Annotated in this window: 18 protein-coding genes; 6 read left to right on the top strand and 12 right to left on the bottom strand. The window is 59.2% G+C overall.

The genetic code is table 11. The features are described 5' to 3' along the window. Window positions 1-88: 88 nt before the first annotated feature. From NA619_RS02160 to NA619_RS02150, 3 genes are read right to left on the bottom strand one after another with little or no spacing between them, the layout of a single operon-like run. On the bottom strand, window positions 89-439 hold the full coding sequence (locus NA619_RS02160; RefSeq protein WP_255959460.1) for a DUF3147 family protein: 351 nt from the start codon (window positions 437-439) through the stop codon (window positions 89-91). A gap of 49 nt (window positions 440-488) precedes the next feature. Next, a complete protein-coding gene (locus NA619_RS02155; protein WP_255959458.1) occupies window positions 489-944 on the bottom strand; it encodes a DUF411 domain-containing protein in 456 nt (151 codons plus the stop codon). Window positions 945-970: 26 nt separating this feature from the next. Next, window positions 971-1,243, bottom strand: a complete 273-nt coding sequence (locus NA619_RS02150) for a heavy-metal-associated domain-containing protein (RefSeq protein WP_255959456.1) — start codon at window positions 1,241-1,243, stop codon at window positions 971-973. Between the two features lie 218 nt (window positions 1,244-1,461). On the opposite strand from NA619_RS02150, the gene NA619_RS02145 reads away from it, so the two are divergent. Beyond that, complete coding sequence (locus tag NA619_RS02145) at window positions 1,462-2,145, top strand: heavy metal response regulator transcription factor (RefSeq protein ID WP_255959455.1); 684 nt, start codon at window positions 1,462-1,464, stop codon at window positions 2,143-2,145. Further along, on the top strand, window positions 2,142-3,503 hold the full coding sequence (locus NA619_RS02140) for a heavy metal sensor histidine kinase (RefSeq protein WP_255959453.1): 1,362 nt from the start codon (window positions 2,142-2,144) through the stop codon (window positions 3,501-3,503). The genes NA619_RS02145 and NA619_RS02140 overlap by 4 nt, the downstream gene beginning before the upstream one ends. Here the strand turns inward: NA619_RS02140 and NA619_RS02135 are convergent, their stop codons facing one another. Beyond that, complete coding sequence (locus NA619_RS02135; RefSeq protein ID WP_255959451.1) at window positions 3,504-3,956, bottom strand: DUF305 domain-containing protein; 453 nt, start codon at window positions 3,954-3,956, stop codon at window positions 3,504-3,506. A 136-nt stretch (window positions 3,957-4,092) separates the two neighbouring features. After that, window positions 4,093-4,215 carry a hypothetical protein gene (locus tag NA619_RS02130; RefSeq protein WP_255959449.1) on the bottom strand — a complete coding sequence of 41 codons (123 nt, stop codon included), beginning with the start codon at window positions 4,213-4,215 and terminating at the stop codon, window positions 4,093-4,095. A gap of 68 nt (window positions 4,216-4,283) precedes the next feature. On the opposite strand from NA619_RS02130, the gene NA619_RS02125 reads away from it, so the two are divergent. Continuing rightward, complete coding sequence (locus tag NA619_RS02125; RefSeq protein ID WP_255959447.1) at window positions 4,284-4,739, top strand: hypothetical protein; 456 nt, start codon at window positions 4,284-4,286, stop codon at window positions 4,737-4,739. 23 nt (window positions 4,740-4,762) lie between these two features. On the opposite strand, the gene trhA is transcribed toward NA619_RS02125, so the two are convergent. From trhA to NA619_RS02100, 7 genes are all read right to left on the bottom strand, one after another. After that, window positions 4,763-5,380 (bottom strand): PAQR family membrane homeostasis protein TrhA, encoded by a 618-nt coding sequence (trhA, locus tag NA619_RS02120; protein WP_255959445.1) that lies wholly within the window; start codon window positions 5,378-5,380, stop codon window positions 4,763-4,765. 27 nt (window positions 5,381-5,407) lie between these two features. Then, window positions 5,408-6,094: a DUF4197 domain-containing protein gene (locus tag NA619_RS02115; RefSeq protein WP_255959443.1), complete on the bottom strand. Its 687-nt coding sequence runs from the start codon at window positions 6,092-6,094 to the stop codon at window positions 5,408-5,410. Window positions 6,095-6,241: 147 nt separating this feature from the next. Then, window positions 6,242-7,876 carry a choice-of-anchor Q domain-containing protein gene (locus NA619_RS02110; RefSeq protein ID WP_255959441.1) on the bottom strand — a complete coding sequence of 545 codons (1,635 nt, stop codon included), beginning with the start codon at window positions 7,874-7,876 and terminating at the stop codon, window positions 6,242-6,244. A 148-nt stretch (window positions 7,877-8,024) separates the two neighbouring features. Continuing rightward, the gene (plsB, locus tag NA619_RS02105; RefSeq protein WP_255959439.1) at window positions 8,025-10,508 is read right to left on the bottom strand and encodes a glycerol-3-phosphate 1-O-acyltransferase PlsB; all 2,484 of its coding nucleotides are present in this window, start codon (window positions 10,506-10,508) and stop codon (window positions 8,025-8,027) included. Window positions 10,509-10,814: 306 nt separating this feature from the next. Then, complete coding sequence (locus NA619_RS25185; RefSeq protein ID WP_423836786.1) at window positions 10,815-11,111, bottom strand: hypothetical protein; 297 nt, start codon at window positions 11,109-11,111, stop codon at window positions 10,815-10,817. Further along, entirely contained in the window at window positions 11,057-11,470 is a 414-nt protein-coding gene (locus tag NA619_RS25180) for a VOC family protein (protein ID WP_423836785.1), read from the bottom strand. The genes NA619_RS25185 and NA619_RS25180 overlap by 55 nt, the downstream gene beginning before the upstream one ends. A gap of 83 nt (window positions 11,471-11,553) precedes the next feature. Further along, window positions 11,554-11,877 carry a YdhR family protein gene (locus NA619_RS02100; protein ID WP_255959437.1) on the bottom strand — a complete coding sequence of 108 codons (324 nt, stop codon included), beginning with the start codon at window positions 11,875-11,877 and terminating at the stop codon, window positions 11,554-11,556. Between the two features lie 225 nt (window positions 11,878-12,102). Here NA619_RS02100 and NA619_RS02095 point away from each other — a divergent pair, with 225 nt between their 5' ends. From NA619_RS02095 to NA619_RS02085, 3 genes are all read left to right on the top strand, one after another. Continuing rightward, window positions 12,103-12,579: a YqhA family protein gene (locus NA619_RS02095; RefSeq protein WP_255959435.1), complete on the top strand. Its 477-nt coding sequence runs from the start codon at window positions 12,103-12,105 to the stop codon at window positions 12,577-12,579. Window positions 12,580-12,865: 286 nt separating this feature from the next. Then, window positions 12,866-13,789 (top strand): ABC transporter ATP-binding protein, encoded by a 924-nt coding sequence (locus tag NA619_RS02090; protein ID WP_255959433.1) that lies wholly within the window; start codon window positions 12,866-12,868, stop codon window positions 13,787-13,789. Further along, window positions 13,786-14,517 (top strand): ABC transporter permease subunit, encoded by a 732-nt coding sequence (locus tag NA619_RS02085; RefSeq protein WP_255959432.1) that lies wholly within the window; start codon window positions 13,786-13,788, stop codon window positions 14,515-14,517. Before NA619_RS02090 ends, NA619_RS02085 begins: the two co-directional genes overlap by 4 nt. The last annotated feature ends 7 nt before the right edge of the window (window positions 14,518-14,524 follow it).

Here is a 14,524-nt window from a genome sequence, read left to right as displayed (position 1 = left end):
CACTGTAACGCGGCGGATCTGACAGCAAGCTGATCCGGAGATTACGGTTTTGTCAGCTCGCTAACGCTTGCGGTAGAGGGCGTACGGCTTAGAGCAGCTCAATGCCGAAGCGCCGCACTAGCAAGGTCAGCAGACCGAAGCAGGTGACGGTCAATACCGCGCAGGCCAGAAGCGTCGGCCAGAAGCCCAGGCGCGGTAGTAGCCAGGGGATGACGAGAAACATCGGCAAAGTCGGCAGCACGTACCAGAACGTATACCAGGCATGGTTGGCGATCTTCTCCGAGGGCTGACGTTCGACGTACATCCAGATCAGGGTGAGCAGGGTAATCAGCGGCAACGCGGCTAGGAAGCCGCCGAACCTGTCGCTGCGTTTGGCAACTTCCGACACCAGCACCACGACGGCGGCGGTCAGCAGAAATTTGGTGATGATCCAGCTCATTGGGACCTTCAAGGTACTCACAGCTGTTCATTTGCCATCCGATCCGGTCTCAGCGAACAGGCTGAGTACCGAGGTAGTCGGCCAATACCTGATCGCGGCCCTCGGTGGTCAGCCCAATAACCTGATAAGGCTGGGGCGCCTGACCATAATCCATCCCCGGTGAGCCGGCGGGCATGCCCGGCACGGCGACGCCTGCGAGATCGTCCCGTTTATTCAATTCATGTATGGCTGCCACCGGCACATGACCTTCGATGAACTTGCCGTCGATCACGCCGGTGTGGCACGAGCCGAGGCGCGGGGCGACGCCGAGCTTTTGCTTGACCGCGGACATGTTGCTTTCAACATGATCCCGCACTTGGAAGCCGTTGGTCTCGAGATAGCTGATCCAGTCTTTGCAGCAGCCGCAATTGGCATCCCGGTGCACATCGATCACGGTGGCGGCATGTGCGCTGCCAGCCATAAAAAGGGCTGCGAGAAGAGCGAGTCTGGCTTTGATAGAAGGCATGTGAAGCACTCCGAGGGAAAAAGAATTCAGCGACAACCGCAGCCGCTTCCACAACCTTGCTTGGCTGTCGCCGCGGTCGTAAGAGATGGGGCCTGGCTGGCGAGATGACCTTCGTAGCCCGCGGCGTCCAGCGCGGCGAGCAGGGATGTACCGTCGGGACTGCCGTCGACGAGAACCCGGCCACTGTCGAGGTCCACCTGCACAGCCTTGACGCCGGTGACGGCGGTGAGCGCTTGGGACACGTGACGTACACAGGCGCTACACGTCATGCCCTGTACCTGGAGATTGATCGTGCTCATTGGAATAGTCCTCAAGAGGCCGGCTCAATCCGGCTTGGCTTGATCTTCAACCTTTCCCTTGTGGCAAGGTCAAGCCAGCGCGACTGTGGTTTATCTGGTGATCACCATAGCTGGAAGCGGCTTTCGACAAGCTGAGCGGAACATTACTTTTCTGTCAGCTTGTGGCCGGTAGAGATCGATCCCGTCACACTCGACCCGGAGATCTAAAGGATGAACCGATGAAACTTCTGGTCGCTGAAGACGAGCCAAAAACCGGCATCTACCTGCAGCAAGGCCTTACTGAGGCAGGCTTCACCGTGGACCGGGTGACGACTGGCACCGATGCGTTGCAGCATGTGCTGAGCGCACCCTATGACCTGTTGATACTCGACGTCATGATGCCCGGGCTCGACGGCTGGGAAGTGCTGCGTCTGGTGCGCGCCGCGGGGCAGGATGTGCCGGTACTGTTCCTGACTGCGCGCGACCGGGTGGAAGATCGGGTCAAGGGTCTGGAGCTGGGCGCCGATGATTACCTGGTCAAACCCTTCGCCTTTTCCGAGCTGCTGGCACGGGTTCGGACCTTGCTGCGTCGAGGCCATGCGGCCGCGCTGCAGACCCAGCTGAAGATCGCCGACCTTGAGGTCGACCTGCTGAAACGGCGTGCGGTGCGTGCCGGCCAGCGTATCGATCTGACCGCCAAGGAGTTCGCCCTGCTTGAGCTTTTGCTGCGCCGGCGCGGCGAGGTACTGCCCAAGTCGCTCATCGCCTCGCAGGTATGGGACATGAATTTCGACAGCGACACCAACGTTATCGAGGTAGCGATTCGACGCCTGCGTGCCAAGATCGATGACGGCTTCGAACCCAGGCTGATCCATACCGCGCGGGGCATGGGCTACATGCTCGATGAGCCGGACGCACCGTGAATCGGTTATCGCTCACCGCCAGGCTCAGCCTGATGTTCATGCTCGCCGTCACGGGTGTGCTCGGGGCGGCAGGCGTCTTCTTCAGCCTGCTCAGCCAGCACCATTTCGACGAACTGGACCGGCATACCCTGGACGAGAAAATCCAGGCCAGCCGGCAGATGTTGCAGCAACTCGACGATCTGCGCGATTTCGATGCGCTGATTCCGCAGTTTCACGCGCTGCTGGGCGGGCACAGTGACCTCTCGGCACAGATAATCGACGCCCAGGGTCGGCTGCTGTTTGCGACGCAAGGTGCGCATGTCGCCCATGAGGGCTCGGACGGGACGCGTAGCGGCGACGGCGAGCATCGGCATGCCGGGCAGGTCTGGCGCAGCATGAGCGCGGTGGCCGACGTGGCTGGCCAACCGGCGAAAGTGGTGCTGTCGCTCGACGTCACGGCTCACAAGATGTTCTTTCATACCCTCACCGGCTGGCTGTGGGGCGCTCTGCTGTTGTGCGCGTTGATCAGCGGACTGCTGGGCTGGTTACTGGTGCGCAGCGGTCTGCGCCCGTTACGAGAAGTCACCCAGGTGGCCGCTTCGGTATCCGCCAAGTCGCTCACCGAGCGCATACCTGCCGAGTCGACCCCGGCCGAACTGGAACAACTGGTGGTGGCATTCAACGCCATGCTTGCGCGGCTAGAGGACGCCTTCGTGCGGCTGTCCAACTTTTCCGCGGACATCGCCCACGAGTTGCGCACGCCGCTGAGCAACCTGATGACCCATACCGAAGTCGTGCTGAGCCGGGACCGCAGCAGCGAGGACTACCAGGAAAATCTCTATTCCAACCTGGAAGAGCTGCGACGCATGGCGCGGATGATCGACGACATGCTGTTTCTCGCCAAGGCCGACAACGGGTTGATCATCCCCGAGGCGCAATCGATCGAATTGCGGGAACTGTGCGAGAAGCTGTTGGAGTTCTACCAGATGACTGCGGATGACCGGGGCATTCGGTTCGAGTTGTCCGGCGCGGCACGTATTCTGGGGGACGCCGCCATGCTACGTCGGGCGCTGTCCAATCTACTGTCCAATGCGTTGCGTTACACCGCCGACGGCAAGGTCATTCGTGTCGACATCGTGACGGCGGCCAACGGAGTTGCGCTGAGGGTTGGCAACCCGGGCGATACCATCCCGCTCGCGCATCAGTCACGGCTGTTCGACCGCTTTTATCGGGTCGACCCCGCGCGCCGGGAGGGTAGCCCGAGCAACGCTGGGCTCGGCCTGGCAATCACCCGCTCGATCGTCGAGGCGCACCGCGGTGAGATTCGCTGCTCGAGCAACGATGGCTGGACCTCGTTCGAAATCTGGTTCAGCGCCTGATTACTTCGCGTCTTCGAGCTCGCTGATCAAGCGCTCCATCTCGGCAATCTCCTCGCGCTGGGCCTTGATGATCTGATCTGCCAGTTCCCGTACGCGCGGATCGGTGATGGTGGCGCGTTCACTGGTAAGGATCGCAATCGAATGATGGGGGATCATCGCCTTCATCCACGACACCTGGTCCACCGTCTGCTGGCTGCGTACCAGCCAGAGCGACACGGCGAACACCACTACGCTGCCGACGAAAATGCCGATGTTGACGCCACGTTTCTTGTACATGCCAAGCATGAACGCCAGCATGATCACCGCCATAGTGGCCCCCATCACCAGCGCCATATATGCGCGCGTTTCGCTGAAGAAAATGTGGTCAAGTTGAAAGACGTTCAAATACATCAAGCCAAACATCACGAGCGTAGACGTGGCGATCATCGCGCCGAATCGGGCGTAGTTGTTCATTCGGTCCTCCGTCTGGCGAATCGGTAACGAGAATTTTTAGCGGCGCCGTACTAGAGGTGACCGGATTCGTTATCGGTCGTTCGGTTCTGTAAGTCAGCAACCATGCGGCATTGCTGTCAGTCTGCTGACAGAAACGTCAGCTGAGCACGTCGTCAGCGTCGACTGCACATACGCGCTTAAACGTCAGTTTGAGTTGCAGACGCCGATGCCGGTCAGCCGATGCCCAGCACTGGTCAAGCCGGTCCGGACGTGTTTGCATCGGGCTTCCGTTTTGCCCATCACGTGCCGGCTATTACGCCGGCAGAAAACGGCAGCGGAGGAGGCGCCGTGAACATCGAACGATGCGAAGACCTGATCGATTGGACCCGCAAGGCCCATGCTCTGTTAGCCGACTGCATGGCAGAAGGCGCCAAGGAAAGAAGCGATTCGCTAGCGAAAATGTTGCTGGACTACCTGGCGCAGCATGAGCGGGAATTGACGGCCACCATTGCGCGGGTCAAGGAGCACGCTGAAGCAAGCGCCTTGCAAGCTCCGCTGCACGATGCGGTCCAGGGCGACATGCTGAGGCTGGATATCGACGGCGAGACTTTCGCGCAGATGACTGTCGATGAAATTTCACAGCATGTGTTTGCCCTGCATAACCGCATCATCGATCTGTACCGCTCCCTGGAAAAACGCCGAGAACTTCACAAGGCGAGCGGTTTACTCGGTGAGATGCTTCAGCTCGAAGAGCGCGAAACCATGCTGCTGGCGCATCAGGTCAATCGCATGCACGAAATGTGAGCTCATGAGCAGGCGATTCGGCGCTAGACCACATGGCGCAGGATGGCTACGAAATGCAGCAGACTCCCTGCCATGACGAACAGGTGCCAGATACCGTGCCAGTGTCGGAAGCGCTGGTCGTATGCGTAGAAAATGATCCCCACGGTGTAGAGCACACCGCCGGCGACCAGCCAGCTAAAGCCGGCAGTGCCCAGCGCAGCGAGTAACGGCTTGACCGCTACCAGCACGATCCATCCCATTACCGCGTAGATCACGATCGACAGTACGCGGGCCTCCGAGCGCGGCTTGATCTCTTGCAACATGCCGATGACGGCCAGGGACCAGACGATGCCGAACAACCACCAGCCCCAGCTGCCGCGCAGGGTGACAAGGCAGAAAGGCGTATAGCTGCCGGCGATCAGCAGGTAGATCGACAGGTGATCGAGCTTCTGCATGATGCTCTTCGCCCGGCCCCGAACGCTGTGATAGAGCGTCGAAGTGCTGTAGAGCAGTACAAGCGTGAAGCCATAGATAGCCACGCTGACGATCTTGGTCAGGTCGCCATCCATGGCCGCGAGGATCAGCAGCCACACCGTTCCGATCAGCGCCAGCACCCCGCCGGCAAGGTGCGTCCAGGCGTTGAATTTTTCTCCGTGATACATCCGTTCAGCCTTGATACAGATCGCCGATCAATTGCCCATCAGTGCGCCAAATACCTTCTTCGCCATGCTGGTCGCCGCCTGGGCCGGGTTCTGGCGAATGCTGGCTTCTTGCTCGGCAATAACGGTGAATAGCCCATCTAGCGCCTGTTCGGTTACGTAGCCTTCGACTGAACCGTAGCGAGCGTCGACAGCGCCGAGTCCTGATGCCTTGCTCGCCAAAGCGTTGTACTGCTGGGCAACCCCAACCTTGTCCGTGGCCTGTTTGATGATCGGCATGAACTTGGCGCGGATTTCCTCGCGGCTGCTCTTGTTCAGATACTGGGTTGCTGAGTCATCGCCACCGGCCAGGATCGCCTTGGCATCGGCCACGGTCATCTTTTTCACCGCATCCAGCAGCAGCGCCTGCGCCTGCGGTACTGCTGCTTCAGCGGCCTTGTTCATGCCGGTTTCCAACTCTTCGACCTGAGCGCCCATGCCCATCATTTTCAGCATCCGTGAAGCCTTGCCGATATTGCCCGGCAATTCGATTCGCACGTCCGGATCGTTGCTGAAACCCCCTGGCTTACCAAGCTGCTGGACTGCCACCTTGGTGCCCTGGCTGAGGGCATCTTTCAGCGCCTTGTTGGCGTCGCCCTGACTGAGGTCGGACAGTGAGAGAGCGTAGGCGCCGGCGGATAGCAGCAGCCCGGCGATGAACGTAGTGGTGCGCAGCATGGAAAATCCTCTGAGTGATGCAGCAGGCAGGCGAAGAGCTTAAAGCCCCAGGCGCAGCGTGCCAAACGATCGCTGACAGTTCCGATGACGCGCTTGGCGAATTCGTCGAGCGGCCTGCAACATCGGGCCGGTTCCACGTCGAACGCTTCAGAACTCGAAAGCTCCAGCGTCGCAACTGCCGTCGTCGCGCGGCCGGCCTCGCTGATCCGTGTCAGGGCAAAGCACGCCGCCCATATCGATAGGGTTGAAGTAAGGGCTGCCTGAGTACGGCTCCCGCAAGCCAATGGTTCGGGTGGGTCCGCCGTTATCCTGCAAGGCGCCAAGGCTGAGCCGTATCTCGGTCTCATCGGCAGTGGATGGTACGAAGCCGCAGCCGCTGAAGAAGTCGGCCAAGTCGGTGGAGCCGCCGATGGCATTGAAGCTGCCGCTGGTCAATGAACCACTACAGAACGGCATATCGTTAAAGTTCTTGATCTCGACCAGGCTGTTGGCCAGTCGAAACGATTCTGTACCGGAGTGACTGAACAGCTGCGACCGATTACTGAAGGTCGAATTTCTTATATCAACCCGGCCTTCCAAATTGCCTATTTCGGTCGCGCGGACTCCGCTGGTGGTGCTCTGATTATCCGCGAATGTCGAATTCTGAATGTCGACCAGACCCTGATAGTTGACCAGGCCTCCCCAGAAGCGCGCGTCATTGGTGGCAACTAGACTGCTTCGCAGATAAAGCTTCGCGTTGCGGCCCATGCTCGAGATACCTCCGCCGTGGCCCGATACGTTGCCGGTAGAGTTTCGTTCTATGGTCGAGCGGACAATCAACGCCTGGCCCTCATTGAACAAGCCGCCGCCTCGGTTGCACAGCCGCTTGCTGGGGAAGGCAGCGCAGGAGTGTTCGACCGTGTGGTCAATCTGGTTCGCGCTGAGCATCATTCGATCCATACGCAGGTTGCCTCGGTTCCAGATAGCACCGCCGCCGCTGTTCATCGGCCGACCGTTTTCCAATCGCAGATAGCTGAGTGTCACGGCCTGCGGCGCGGCCGGGTAGATATCGAAAATCCGATCGATACCTCCGCCGTCGATGATTACCTGGAGATCGTCATTCTTCGGAGCTCGTCCGAGCCCTGTCAGCGTGACCCCGTCGGTGATATCCAGGTCGCCGATCGCATCGTTTGGCACATCCACCGTTTCGCTGCCGGCCAATGAAAGCACGTATGTTCCCGACGGCACCTCTATCACGTCATGACCCTGGTGCGCGTTGCTTTCCATCACCGCCGCCCTGAGCGTGCAGCGATTGGATACGGACCGGCAATCGCCATCGCCAGGCTCGATGTCCACCTCGTCGGCCGTGTGCTCCACACGCAACGTCAGGCCGATAGGTGCCGCGCAATCGTCCGGCACAGGTTCGCCAGTCACTTGCAGAAGGTTGCCCGAGGCCTCGGGAAAACGCTTCTCGTGAACGGTGCTTGAATAACCGGAACCGAGCCAGTTGCGGCGCTGGTAGCCGACTTCGTAGTGATAGGCGATGTTGGTTTCGCACGTTTCAGTGAAATATCCCACTGCATGCTGGCCGGTCGGGAGCAACATCATCGACCAAGGCGTACCGTGAATTACCGCATTGACATGGGCGATACGATTGCCTCGGTCGTCGACCTGCGCACGTAATGGGTAGAGCGGCACTGGCGAGCGCGCAACCGAAGTAGGTGTGAGATTGGTCAAGCTGGGGGTTGCGCAGCCACCCAGGCCGACTATGAGCGACAAAGCGATCGCACTGACGCGTTTCATACAGGCCCCTCTCGGCGATCGCCGAAGGATTGTTGTTGGATAGCCTGATAAGTATGGAATGCGTCCTTATATGTGATTGACCGATTCGGCATTACACCGGATCGGTCTTAGCGTGATTTTTGTTCACGCCTGTCGGAGGCGCTGATTGTTAAGTTGCCGGCGCTTCGTCCTCGTCCCGCTCCAACGCAACCTGCCTAATCGACAGACGAATCTCTGCGGGTAACACGCGCTTGGCAACGCCTTCTGCCAGCTCGCCAAGCTTGTCGTGGTAGCCAAGCTTGCCGTGCTCGTCCTGACGTAGAACGTCCTGGTCCTGCAGGCTCTTGATGAAGTGACGGAACAGGCTTTTGTCGAAAAACTCCGGCGCGTTGAGGCCATGCAGTATCGATAGCCGCTGGGCCATGACTGTGCAGAGATTCTCCAGCTCTTCCGCATTGAGTGTGTGCTGGCCGCTGTTGAGCAGCAGCGAGATCGCCATGTAGAAGCGTTGCAGCGTCTGCATGATTACCCGCGAAAGCAGCGTCAGCAGCACGAACTGGCGCGAGCTGGGGGCCGGTCGGACGTAGCTTTCGCCGTCGAGCTTGAGCAGGCCCTGTTCGACGAAAGCGGCCAACCACCGATCGACCACCGCTTCGAGTGCTTCCGGCTCCCAGCGAATGAACAGCTCCGCACGCAGGTAGGGATACAGCGCTTCGGTGAAACGCAGGATCTGTTCGCGGCTGATCCTGGAGCTGCTCTGGAAGAAGCTTGCCAGCAGTGACGGGAGCGCAAAGATGTGCATGACGTTGTTGCGGTAATAGGTCATCAGGACGGCATTCTGCTCGTCGAGATAAAGGATGTTGCCCAAGGCGTCCTTCTGCTCAGCGAGCAGGCCCAGATCCTTCACGTAACGAATCAGGGTCGCACCGTCGCCGTCAGGCAGGGTGACATGAGGCGAGTAGGGCACTGCGCGCAACAGGATCTGATAGAGGTCGAGCACGCGTGCGAGGGAACGGTTGTCCAGTGCCTGGCGACTGGTGGACAGCATAGCCAGCGCTACCAGATTGACAGGATTGACCGCAGCCGCTTCGTTGAGGCGCTGCGCGATGCGTTCGGAAAGGCGGTTGGTGGTTTCGTTCAGCCACTCCGGGCGGAAATCCGGCGCGAGATTCTGCTGTCGCCAGCCCGGCTGCTGTTGTTCGAGGAAGTCATTGAGCTTCAGTGGCTCGCCAAAATTCACCCACACTTGGCCGAAGCGTTGCTTGAGCGCGCCGATGACCTTGAAGATGTCGAAAATCGACTCCTTCTTTTTCGTCGCTCCGCGCAGCTCGCCGAGGTAGGTGCGGCCTTCCAGTACGCGCTCATAGCCGATATACACAGGCACGAAAAGAATCGGCAGGCGTGACGAACGCAGATAACTGCGCAGGGTGATCGCGAGCATGCCGGTCTTGGGCTGCAGCATCCGGCCGGTGCGCGACCGGCCGCCCTCTACGAAGTATTCGACCGGAAAGCCGCGGCTGAACAGCGTGTGCAGGTATTCGTTGAAGACCGAGGTGTAGAGCGGATTGCCCTTGAAGGTGCGGCGCATGAAGAACGCCCCGCCGCGACGCAGCAGGCTGCCGATCACCGGCATGTTGAGGTTGATCCCGGCGGCGATGTGGGGCGGCGTCAGGCCGCTGCGGAACAGCAGATAGGAGAGCAGCAGGTAGTCGATATGACTACGGTGGCAGGGTACATAGATGACTTCGTGACCTTGCACCGCGTCCTGCAGCGGCTCCAGATGATTGACACGGATGCCGTCATAGATCTTGTTCCAGAACCACGAAAGCACCACTTCAAGAAAGCGCACAGCCGTATAGGCGTAGTCGGATGCAATCTCATTGCCGTAGCGCAACGCGCGGGCTTCGGCCTTTTCCAGCGAAATGCCCTCGCGTTCGGCTTCGTCCTTGATTGCCTGGCGTACCTGCGGTCCGTGCACCAGGCCCTTGACCAGATTGCGCCGGTGCGAAAGGTCGGGGCCGATTACCGCGGTTTTCTGGTGGCGGAAATGCACCCGCAGCATGCGGTGTGCCATGCGCAGCGTGCGCTCGTGTCCCTTGTTCTGTGCCACCAGTTCGTTGAGTTGTATAGGCGTGGAAAATTGCACGCGGGTCTTACGACCGAGCATGACGATGCTCAGCAACTTGCGTAGCCGGCCGGTAACGGCCCAGCTGTCGGCGAATAGAAGCTTCCAGGCGCTGGTTTCGCGGTCCGGCGAACGCCCCCAGAACACGCTCACTGGAATGATCTGCGCGTTGTCCACCGCGTTCTGCTCCAGTGCACCGACCAGTCGTACCAGCGCCTCAGGCGTGACGGCGCGCGCGCGGGTCCCAAACCAGCTTGCTGCAGGATTGAGGAAAATGAACGCCGCTGGTTCGACGTGATCTCCCACCGCTACATCGGCAACGGGGCGCGGTAATCCCGCCTTGCTGCACTCGTGATCAAGTACGGCAAGATCACTCAAGGATGCCCGCGGCAGCACGTAGAACACCGGTTTGCTGCGGTCGAGCTTGAGTGTGAATGCGGACTGATTGATGGTCTCCGAGCGCACCCAGAAATAGAGCACACGGCGAACCAGCGAGAAGAGCAGGCGGCGAACGGGGGAGCGCGTCATACGATGGATTTGGCCAGATGATTGGGGCAGCGCCCTGGAAGGCGGCAAGTGTGCCGTAAGCAGCTGTGAGGGGCAAAATTCTGAGCGGCTGGGTGTGAGTGCGATCGCCAAGGCATGTCACGATCAACCGTATGGGGCTCAGGGATCGTTTGATCCGAACTGGCACACATGGCGCAGAACGCTGCGTTTTATAGGGGAGGGACTTCTGCCGAAACGATCATGCGTCGATGGTCGAAGTTACGAGGCGTTGTTCACGTTCAGCAATCCGGTCCAACTGACGAAGGACCGCTCGACCAAAGCTGTCCACTAACGAACGACAGGGCTAGGCCCTCTTATGGTTCGCAGACCTTCTGCGGTGTTTATATGAGCCACGAGGCCCGGCACGGCTGACTTTTGGATAGTGACAGCTACGTCGGGCTCGGAAAAATCGAGAGCGTCGAGCAACCCGCTTATCACCAACGGTTCAGGATGGTGGATCTCGAGTGCCACAAGAGAACATCCCAGGTCTTGCATAGTGGTTGCAGGGTGCTCCGCAGCAAGCCATTCAATCAGCATAGGTGCCGCTCCACCACGTAGCAGATGGCCGTCTTCGGGGATCGACATAAGCCATTCCAGAGCTCCTCGTGACATAGGCTCGGGGGGCCAAGTGGTTCAGTGGCTGCGGACGTCGACTCGTGAATGCTCGGTGTACGCGCTACCCAGCACGCAAGCCTCGGGGGCGCATCAGGGGGCAAGGCATCGAGATGGAACCACCGGGCATGTAATGTCCGGGCAGCCGCATGGTTGATGGCAATGACCTCGAGAAAGATGGAATCACCGAGACGCAGCAGCAGGTTGTGCGTGCCCATACGTGGATGCTCACCGCCCTGTTGCGGCCGCACGCCAAGGCTCTCATATACGAGATCGCTCCCCTTGCTAAGTGATGGGGCGGTAATGGTGATGTGATCGATGCGGCAGGCCATGGCGATGCCCTCGTGGTCAGTGCTGGGACAGCTCAGGCAATCAGCTCAAGTGGACCATGAAGGCTGACCCGTCACTTACAGGCTCAAGCAAGCTCATCATCCGAGAGGATTTCTCGGGACAAATTATCGACCACGACGGGGCTGTCGAAATAAGTAACTGAAGGCTCGGTGCCGTACTTCTCCCGCACGAATTTCTTCCAGCTGTCTGTGTACATTGCGTCTGCATCCGCCTGGGAGTTCCAGACATAGATCCCACCGGCTGTGCTTCCATCCTGTGAAAGCACATAGTGCTTACGAACCAGCCCAGCCACTCCTTGATAGGTCGGTGCGGTACTCAGGAATATGTCTCGCGCCTCGTCGGACGTGATGGGTTCGGGCAGCTGAAATCGGGTGATGGCTATGATCATGCGGAGTCCTCCGAAGGTTGATTCAGGGTTTGTATGAGTGGTCATTTTTCGGCGCAGGGAGGGCTTGCCAGCGGCAAGCTCGCTTGAGGTTAGTGCAAGAGGCGCACCTGCGCATTGCGATATCGAGCGCTCTGCAACCGCGCCGGTCGGACGCTCGATATCTGCATCGCAACCTTCGACCTGCACTAGCCTCAAGCGAAGCAACTGAGACCCGGACCTCAAAACATGATCGAACAAATCTTTCGCAGCAGCCGATTTCTGGTATTGGTTGCCGTAGCAACGACGGCGGTGTCTGCCGTGCTGCTCTACGGCGTAAGCCTGAACACCATGGTTCATCTGCTGACAGAACTGTTCCAGCAGTTTCCCAGTACCCCGAACGACAGCAAAAGTCTGGCCGTAAAGCTCTTGAAGCTATTAGACCTCCTGCTGATTGCAATCACCTTTCAGCTCATTGCCAACAGCCTGTATCGACTTTTCATCAAGCCATTGTCCGAAGAACAAAGCGCCTCTCTCGGTCCGCTGGATATCAGATCATTTCATGACCTGAAGAAAACCCTGATACAGGTCTCAGTGGTTATCATCGTCATCTTGTTTCTTGAGCATGCCGTTGAAGTGGGCGCACAGCTGGAGACCCTTTATTTCGGAGCAGCAGTAAGCCTTGTGGTGTTCTCGGCTGTCTATGCCTGGAAAAATATGACGTAATCTTGGCGGTCGATAATTGTGATGTTGAAAGCACCAGCCCAATGTGTCCGGTGGGCCAGCAAGTCAAACGGTGTCCGCTTCTTACCAGACATTTTGCCCGCAAAGCTCGCATGCGGCACACTCGCGCGCTTCAAGGACATTAATCCTTCCTCAATCGAATTTGCCGCATAACGCGCTCCCCCGTTCGCCGCCTGCTCTTCTCGCTGGTTCGCCGTGTGCTCTATTTCTGGGTACGCTCGGAGACCATCTGGGAGCGGCGAAGGGCCCGCCAGGACGGTGAGAGCCAATGATCGAACTGAACAAACTGACGAAACGATTTGCCCAGCACACCGCTGTCGATAACTTGTCGTTCAGCGTGCATCCGGGCGAAGTGCTTGGCTTCCTCGGCCCGAATGGCGCCGGTAAGTCCACCACGATGAAAATGCTGACCGGCTTTCTTGTGCCCACCTCGGGCACAGCAAGCATCTTTGGCAGCGATATCCAGCGCCAGACTCTGAACGCCCAGCGCCAGATCGGTTATCTGCCAGAAGGGGCGCCCTGTTATGGGGACATGACGGTGCGCGGCTTCCTTGAATTCATTGCCGAGGTGCGCGGCTATCGTGGTGCGGACAAGCGCGTGCGAGTCGAAACCGCTGCCGGGCAGGTCGAGCTCGACGCCGTGCTTGGTCAGAGCATCGATACGCTTTCCAAGGGATTCAAGCGTCGTGTCGGATTGGCCCAGGCCATCCTGCATGACCCGCGGGTGCTGATCCTGGACGAGCCTACTGACGGCCTTGATCCAAACCAGAAACATCAGGTTCGCGAGCTGATCAGGGGACTCGCACAGGATCGGATCGTGATCATCTCCACCCATATTCTCGAAGAGGTCACGGCGGTCTGCACCCGCGCGGTGGTGATTGCCAGCGGACGGCTGGTGGCCGACGGCACGCCATTCGAGCTGGAAAGCCAATCCAGGTATCACCAGGCCGTCACGCTCGTCAGCGACGGTCCGTTGGATGACGTCGCCCTGGCGGCCTTGCCAGGGGTGGCTGGGGTCGAGTTCAACGAGCTGGAGCGGAGCGTGACTGTACTGGCGATACCGGGCGAGGTGATCTTTCCCCATATCAATGCCTTGATCACTCAGCAGGGCTGGCCAGTGAAGGAGCTGAATGTGGAACGCGGGCGGTTGGATGAGGTGTTTCGTACATTGACGCGCGGGGAGGCGCTATGAGCCAGTTGCCGGTGATTTTCAAGCGCGAGCTGGGCAGCTATTTCGCAACCCCGTTGGCCTACGTATTCATCCTTATCTTCCTGGTGCTGTCGGGTGTGTTCACCTTTTATCTGGGCGGATTCTATGAACGAGGTCAGGCGGATCTCGTCCCGTTCTTCAGCTACCACACCTGGCTTTATCTGTTTCTGATTCCCGCCATCGCTATGCGGTTATGGGCCGAGGAGCGCAAGTCCGGCTCAATCGAACTGCTGATGACCCTGCCCATCACCCGTTTCGAGGCGGTTACGGGCAAATTCCTCGCGGCCTGGGTATTCGCCGGTATCGCTCTGGCGCTGACCTTTCCCATGGTCATCACCGTCAATTACCTCGGCGAGCCGGACAACGGTGCCATCGCCGCCGGCTATTTCGGTAGCTGGTTGCTGGCCGGCGCCTTTCTGGCAATTGGTTCCTGCATGTCGGCGCTGGCCAAGAATCAGGTCATTGCCTTCATTCTGGCGGTGAGCCTGTGCTTCCTGTTCATCGTCAGCGGCTTGCCAATGGTGCTCGACGCCTTTGCCTGGGCGCCGAATTGGTTGGTGGATGCGGTGGCTTCGCTGAGTTTTCTGATCCGTTTCGATTCGCTCAGCAAGGGCGTCATCGATCTGCGTGACCTGTTGTATTTCGTCACGCTAATCATGACCTGGCTGGCTGCCACCGCAGTGGTCGTCGATCTGAAGAAAGCGGCATAAGGGAGCC

It is taken from the genome of Stutzerimonas stutzeri (genome assembly GCF_024448895.1).
Classification (GTDB): Bacteria; Pseudomonadota; Gammaproteobacteria; order Pseudomonadales; family Pseudomonadaceae; genus Stutzerimonas; species Stutzerimonas stutzeri_Q.
This window is presented reverse-complemented; position numbering and strand designations above follow the sequence as displayed.